Origin of the sequence: Streptomyces sp. NPDC088194 (genome assembly GCF_040702025.1) — a bacterium.
In the GTDB taxonomy this organism is placed as follows: Bacteria; Actinomycetota; Actinomycetes; order Streptomycetales; family Streptomycetaceae; genus Actinacidiphila.
The window spans coordinates 150,068-156,428 of record NZ_JBFBIV010000010.1 but is presented as its reverse complement, the minus strand read 5'-3'; the positions used below and the strand labels follow the sequence as shown (position 1 = coordinate 156,428).

At 71.7% G+C, this 6,361-nt stretch carries 6 protein-coding genes; 2 read left to right on the top strand and 4 right to left on the bottom strand.

Features of this window, described 5'->3' with window-relative positions:
- Positions 1-144: 144 nt before the first annotated feature.
- From AB0399_RS08105 to AB0399_RS08095, 3 genes are all read right to left on the bottom strand, one after another.
- The gene (locus AB0399_RS08105; protein WP_366410655.1) at positions 145-1,293 is read right to left on the bottom strand and encodes a ricin-type beta-trefoil lectin domain protein; all 1,149 of its coding nucleotides are present in this window, start codon (positions 1,291-1,293) and stop codon (positions 145-147) included.
- 64 nt (positions 1,294-1,357) lie between these two features.
- Complete coding sequence (locus AB0399_RS08100) at positions 1,358-2,779, bottom strand: glycoside hydrolase family 76 protein (RefSeq protein ID WP_366410654.1); 1,422 nt, start codon at positions 2,777-2,779, stop codon at positions 1,358-1,360.
- A 731-nt stretch (positions 2,780-3,510) separates the two neighbouring features.
- Positions 3,511-4,416: an aminoglycoside phosphotransferase family protein gene (locus AB0399_RS08095; protein WP_329371118.1), complete on the bottom strand. Its 906-nt coding sequence runs from the start codon at positions 4,414-4,416 to the stop codon at positions 3,511-3,513.
- A gap of 166 nt (positions 4,417-4,582) precedes the next feature.
- Between AB0399_RS08095 and AB0399_RS08090 the strand changes: the two genes are divergently transcribed.
- Positions 4,583-5,140: a GNAT family protein gene (locus AB0399_RS08090; RefSeq protein ID WP_366410653.1), complete on the top strand. Its 558-nt coding sequence runs from the start codon at positions 4,583-4,585 to the stop codon at positions 5,138-5,140.
- Positions 5,141-5,340: 200 nt separating this feature from the next.
- Here AB0399_RS08090 and AB0399_RS08085 read toward each other — a convergent pair whose 3' ends face one another.
- Positions 5,341-5,748 carry a pyridoxamine 5'-phosphate oxidase family protein gene (locus AB0399_RS08085; RefSeq protein ID WP_366410652.1) on the bottom strand — a complete coding sequence of 136 codons (408 nt, stop codon included), beginning with the start codon at positions 5,746-5,748 and terminating at the stop codon, positions 5,341-5,343.
- 84 nt (positions 5,749-5,832) lie between these two features.
- On the opposite strand from AB0399_RS08085, the gene AB0399_RS08080 reads away from it, so the two are divergent.
- Positions 5,833-6,216, top strand: a complete 384-nt coding sequence (locus tag AB0399_RS08080; protein WP_366410660.1) for a VOC family protein — start codon at positions 5,833-5,835, stop codon at positions 6,214-6,216.
- Positions 6,217-6,361 lie beyond the last annotated feature (145 nt).

Below are 6,361 nucleotides of genomic sequence, written 5' to 3'. Positions count from 1 at the left end.
CCGCGCTGATCGGCGTCGACCGTTATGCCGTCAGCCAGTTGACCTCACAGGTGCCGACCATGCTGGCACGGGAGGGTGCCCCGTGGCCGGCGCGCGCCGCCGTCGTCGTTCCGCGTCCGCCGCTCACCCGCGAGTGACGGCGCGTCAGATCGCGCTGAGCGTGGTCCACTTCTGCGCGCCGGTGCCGTTGCAGTCCCACAGTTGGAGCTGGGTGCCGTCGGCCGTGGAGGAGCTCGGGTCGTCCAGGCAGCGGCCCGACGCCGGATTGCGGTAGCCGCCGTCATACGGCTGCCAGACCTGGTTGGCGCCTCCGTTGCAGTCCCAGATCTGCACCTTCGTGCCGTCGGCGGTGCCGCCGGCGTCGGCGTCGAGGCACTTGCCCACCGCCCGCAGGCTGCCATCCGTCCGCAACTGCCACCACTGCGCGTCGCTGCCGTTGCACGACCACAGTTGCACGGCGGTGCCGTTCGTACCGCTGTCGCCGTTGTCGTCCAGGCACTTGCCCGCGATGCCGGACTGCACCGGGCCACCGGCCGGCACCGGGGGCGTGATCCAGCCGGCGGCGTCGGCGGCCTGGACTCCGGTGTGGAAGGCGTCGGCCATCTTCTGGTAGCCGCCGTCGTTGGGGTGGAGCTGGTCGGACAGGTCCGCGGCGGTCAGGGCGCTCATGTCGACGAACCCGACGTGCTTGCCCGCCGCCTGCTCGGCCTGCACGATGCCGGGCACGGCCGCGTTGAACGCCGGCCGGTTGGGCTCCTCCACCGGGTTGGTGGACACGATCAGCGAGCCGACCAGCACCGTCGCGTACGGCGCGTCCGCGGTGATCTGGTCGATCAGCGCGTGCAACCGGTCGGTGGCGGTGGCCACTTCGTAGTTCTGGTTGAGGTCGTTGGTGCCGATCTCCAGGGTGATGACGTTGGGCCGGTAGCGGTCGAGCACGCTGTCCGCGATGCCGGCGATCTGGTCGATCCGCCAGCCGGAGTGGCCTTCGTTGTCCGGGTCGGCCATCGTGCCGTTGCGGCCCGAGCCGACGAAGTCCAACGCATGCCCGTCGGCGGACAGTTCGTCACCCAGGTCGGCCCGGTAGCTGTCGCCGGTACTGCTGCCGACGCCCCAGGTGATCGAGTCACCCAGCGGCATCACCCGCAGGCTCGACGCGTCGGCGGCGGACGCGTGCGCGGCCGGTGCGGTCCGGTGCTGGCCGCCGACCGCGGCGGCCGGCAGCGCGGTGCCCGCGCCGATACCCAACGCGGCGGCGAGCGCCAGCGCGAACAGTAAGGGAGGTCGTCTCATCGTGGTGCCACGCTCCTTCACGAGAAGTGGGGGGAACAGGGCGTGCGAAGGTCGAACGGCCCGGTCAGCCGGCCGCGTTGAGCAGATCGAGCACGCTCTGCTGGCAGCCGTAGTCGCTGCTGCCGGCGCCACCGGCCCAGTGCGGGCCGTACTGGTCGAGGGAGTTGCGGTCGTTGGCGTACGCGGAGTTCGCCCACGCGGTGAGGTCCGCCGCGTAAGGGTGGTCGGACAGCTGGGTGTTCAGCTTGCCGAGCCCGCGCACGTACGCGCCCTTGAAGCTCGGTCCGTCGCCGGTGCAGCTGTCACCCTCGCCGGGCTCGCGCAGCACTCCGCCGGACTGGAGCTTGACGGTCGACGCGTCGGCGAGGGTGCGTGCGGTGTCCAGCAGCCCCGAGTCACCGGTCGCCTTGTACAGCTCGGTCAACCCGCCCAGCACCACGCCCTGGTTGTACGTCCAGGTGGTCTGGCCGTTGTTGACGCACGAGTCGTTCAGGCCGTCGTTGATCATGTGGTCGCCGTTGATCATGCCGCTGTTCTGGAACCACGACCACTCGGTGTTCGCCCGGCCGAGGTAGGTGGTGTCACCCGAAATCCGGTTGTGCAGCGCGGCGTTCAGATACAGGTACAGCTCGTTGGTGATCGCGTTCTTGTACTCGCCGTCGGTGTTCCAGCGCACCCCGCCGCCACACGTGTCGTTCCAGTTGTCGGACATGTGGTCCGCGTCAGCCCGCGCGGTGTTCAGGTAGCGGCTGTCACCGGTCGCGTCGTACGCGTCGACCCAGGCCAGGCCCCACCAACCGGTGTCGTCCAGATAGCTGTTGGTGAAGTTGCCGTCCTGCGCGTTGATGTTCGCGTCGTACGTCTCGCTGATCGCGTACTTGTAGCTCGGCATGCCGCTGATCCGGGCGTCGTCGATGATCGCGGTGAGCGCGTTGGCGCTGGTCCACCAGCCATTGCCGCCGAACAGCTTGCTGCCGCGGTCGTACGACATCATCAGCGCGGTCGCCGCGGCGGTGCCCCGGGACCACGCGTTCCAGGTGGTGCGCGCCCACGAGGTGCACGCGATGCCACTCGAACCGGACGCCTGGCCGCAGGCCCGCACCGCGCCGACACCCTCGTTGTTCCAGTCGTCGACGTTGTACATCAGGGTGCGCCAGCCGCCCGACCCGGACGGCACCGAGGTGTCGCCGAGCTTGCTGCCGTCACTCCAGGTCCGGCCGCCGTCCATCGAACGGTCCAGCCACACCTCGTCGCCCGCACCGCCGTTGTCGATCGACGCCCACGCCATCGCGTCCGTGTCGTCGAAGTGCAACACGATCGAACGCGAGTTGACCGACGTGCTCACCGGCTGCCGGTCCGTCGTGCTCAGCGCCGGATCGCGGGCGTCGCAGTACGCGTTGCAGATCGTGCTGGCGGCGCTCACCGAGGGCGCCGATGACGCCGCCTCCGTAGGTGGTGCCGCGCCTTGCGCCACGGCGGTTGACATCGTTGTCAGGGCGGCCGCGAGGACGGCGATGCGCAGTGGTCTCATTGCACGCATGGGGGGGCTCCTGAGCGTTTGGCCTGGCGCACGGGGCACGCCACTTGGGGGGCGCTGGGGGGAGAGCGCTCTCGTCGGAAGCTAGCCAGCGGGTGAGGGCGCGTCAATAACCTGCGCGGATGGTCGGATCACTCGGGGGTGGGGGTGCCGTTCGGCCGGGGGTGGGGCGGGGGGTGGTGCAGGGGCGCCGAGGTGGGGGGCGCCGGCCGGCCGGGAGCCGCTGGAGGGGACCCGGGTGGACGTGCGCGGGTCCACCCGGGTCCCTCCGGCCCCGTGCGACCTCCTTCGGCACACCTGTCTCATCGGGCGCACTTTTCCCAGGTAGGGGCCGACCGCACGGGGGGTGGGGCGACCGGGGGCGAGCCGGTGCCCTCCTTGCGTGGCAGGGGCTCGGCGGGCGGGCGGCGAGCGGGCGGGCGCGAACCGCCGGGTGCCGAACTCCCGTTGCCCGTCGCACCGCACCACGATCCACCACGACCGCACACATACGGACGGGCGTGGCTTGCTCCGCAGACGTCGGATGTCTCTTCGCGGCGCGAGGTACGCCCGGGGCGAGGTCGGGAGCCGACCCCGCTTCCGGCTTCCGGCTTCCGGCTTCCGGTTCCGGCTTCGGACTTGGGGCCGTGGGCTTCGGAAAACGGGGCAGCGGGGCGGGGGGCAGCGGGGAAACGGTTCGGCTATGCGGTGAGGCGCCGGAGCGAGGCGTGTCCGGGTGGGCCCCAGGTGGGCTTGCCGCCGGGGCGGCCGTGCACGCCGGCGTTGCCGATGGAGAGGCAGGCAAGGGCGCGGCCCACCGCCCAACCGCGGGCGCGTCGCAGGGTCGCGGCGTCCGGGGCCGGCCGGTAGGCGGCGTGGAAGCGGTCGGCGGCGCCGTCCGGCAGCAGAATCCACGCCGCTGCGAGGTCGACGGCCGGGTCGCCCGCGAAGAGGTCGCCGAAGTCGATCACGCCGGAGAAAGTGCCGTCCGTGGTAAGGATGTTGGCCGGATGCAGGTCGCCGTGGAGCCAGAGCGGCGGACCGTCCCACTCGGGCGCGGCGGCTGCGTCGTCCCAGACCGCGCGGACCTTGTCCGGGTCGGAGATCAGTCCCTCCTCGACGGCAGCGGCGAGCCCTCGCACGAAGCCCTCCGTGCTGTCGGCCAACGCTCCCCCGCGGCCCCGTCCGCTGGGCGCGCCCTCGGGCGCCGGACGGTGCAGGGCCGTCAGGAAGGCGGCCAGAGCGTCGGCCGCCTCCTCCCCGCGCGTGGCGGGAGCGCGGTCGGCGGGCTCGCCCGGCACCCAAGTGGTGACGATCCAGGGCCGCGGAAACCGCGCGGAGGGCTCACCGAGGCGCTGCGGAACGGGAACCCGCAGCGGAAGGCCCTCGGCGAGCGAAGGCAGCCAGGTGTACTCCTTGCGCAGCAACTCGTCCGCCGAGTCCGTCGCCCACGGCAGCCGTACGGCGAGGTCGTCACCGAGCCGCCACAGCTGGTTGTCCCAACCGCGCGCGCCGAGCCGTACCGGGTGATGGGCCAGGTCGGGGTGCTGGTCGCGGAGCAGCTCCCGGACCAGCTCCGCGGTGATCTCCGTGTCGGCGTGGGTCATGCGGGCCAACGATAGCCGGGTCCCGGTCCGCGACCGCCGGGCGCCGGCCCGGCCGCCCGACCACCCTGGTGCGTACGTACTCCGGGGGAAGCGGTGTTGGGGGTAGCGGCGTCGCGGGTGGCTTATTGGATTGCCGTCGCCGGGCCCGGTCGGATAGGAAGCGTGCATGCTACGGGGCGAAAAAGTCGGGCTCAGGGCCCGGCACGACGACGACATCCCGATCCTGCGGGCTGAGCTCTACGACGACGTGGTCAACTCCTCGCGGGCGGAAAGCGGGCCGTGGCGGCCGATCACGCCCGGCTCGAAGGACCCGCGGCTCGTGGTGGACGACACGGACCAGGGAAGCGTCCCGTTCTCCGTGGTGGAGTTGGGCGGCGGCACCTTGGTCGGCGCCGCGGCGCTGTGGGGCATCGACACCCATCACCGCTCCGCGCACATCGGCGTCGGGCTGCTGCCGTCATCGCGCGGCAAGGGCTACGGCGTCGATGTGGTCGCGACGCTGTGCCACTACGGCTTCATCGTGCGCGGCCTGCACCGGCTGCAGATCGAGACGCTGTCGGACAACACAGCGATGCTGCGCTCCGCCGAGCGCAACGGCTTCGTCCGCGAAGGAGTGCTGCGCGCCTCGGCCTGGGTGATGGGCGAGTTCCTGGACGAGGTGCTGCTCGGTCTTCTCGTCCAGGACTGGAAGCCGGACTCGCCGGGCGGCACAGCCAGGGCCTGACCGACGCACCGGTCAGCCACGGCCGTCCACCAGCGCCTGGACTCCCCGACACCTCTCCTCCGCACCGCACTTGCGGCACACCGCGCGCAGTACGTGACCGGCGTGAAAGCCCTCTGCTCTCCGTTCCCGCCCCTCACCGGGGCGGGGGCAGCGGGCGAACAGCGTTGCCACGCTGGGGCGTTCCGCCCCGAATTCCCCTCTCACTGCGCTGTGCCCGCCAACAGCCAGCGGTGGACGGGGACTTCGAGGAGGAGGCGGGTGCCGGCAGGGCGGGTGGGGGCGGCGACGTCCCAGGCGTACTTCTGCTGGAACGCGGCGACGACGCCGGGTGGGAACGGGGTGGAGATCAGCCGGGCGGTGCCCTCGGCGACGACCGGGACGCGGCCGTCCTCCAGGGCGAGGGAGACGCGCGGCTCGTGCCGGATGTTCCTGACCTTGACGGAGAAGCCGTCCGTGCCGATCCACCACCGTTCGGCCTCGTAGACGAACCAGACGGGCGTGACGTGCGAGGAGCCGTCCGGCCGTACGGTGCAGAGCCAGACGTTGCGTTCCTGGTCCAGGCGCTCGCGGACGGCCGGGCCGGGGTCGGTCGGTGGGTGAGCGTGCATCGGGCCATTGGATCAGCCGGCCGGGAGGACGGCATCGGGCGCGGGCTCGGACCAATGTCCTAGGCGGATGGGAGGATGTCACGCATGGTCTCGGTGGTGCAGAACGTGGCGATCGACTGTGCGGATGCGTACGAGCTGGCGCGGTTCTGGAGCAAGGTGACCGGGCGGCCGCTGAATCCGGAGGACCGGCCGGGCGACCCGGAGACCCAGGTGCTGCTGGCGGAGGGCCCGGTGCTGCACTTCAACCAGGTCCCGGAGCCGAAGGCGGTCAAGAACCGGCTCCATCTGTGTCTGCGCCCCGAGACCTCACGCGATCACGAGGTGGAACGGTTGCTGGGCCTCGGTGCCACCTTTGTCGCCGACCACCGCAACCCCGACGGCTCGGGGTGGGCCGTCCTCGCCGATCCCGAAGGCAACGAGTTCTGCGTCCTGCGCAGCGAGTCCGACCGAGCCGCGACGGGTTCCTGACGCTGCCCCGCCGTCCCGCCCGCCGGTTGCGTACGGCGGCAGCCGGTCGTGGGCTCCTCGTTCGGGACGCCGCCGGCGAGTTCCGCGGAGGTCTCAGCCGAGCTCGGTACGGATTCCCTGCGCTGCTGCCCATCGCCCGGAACGG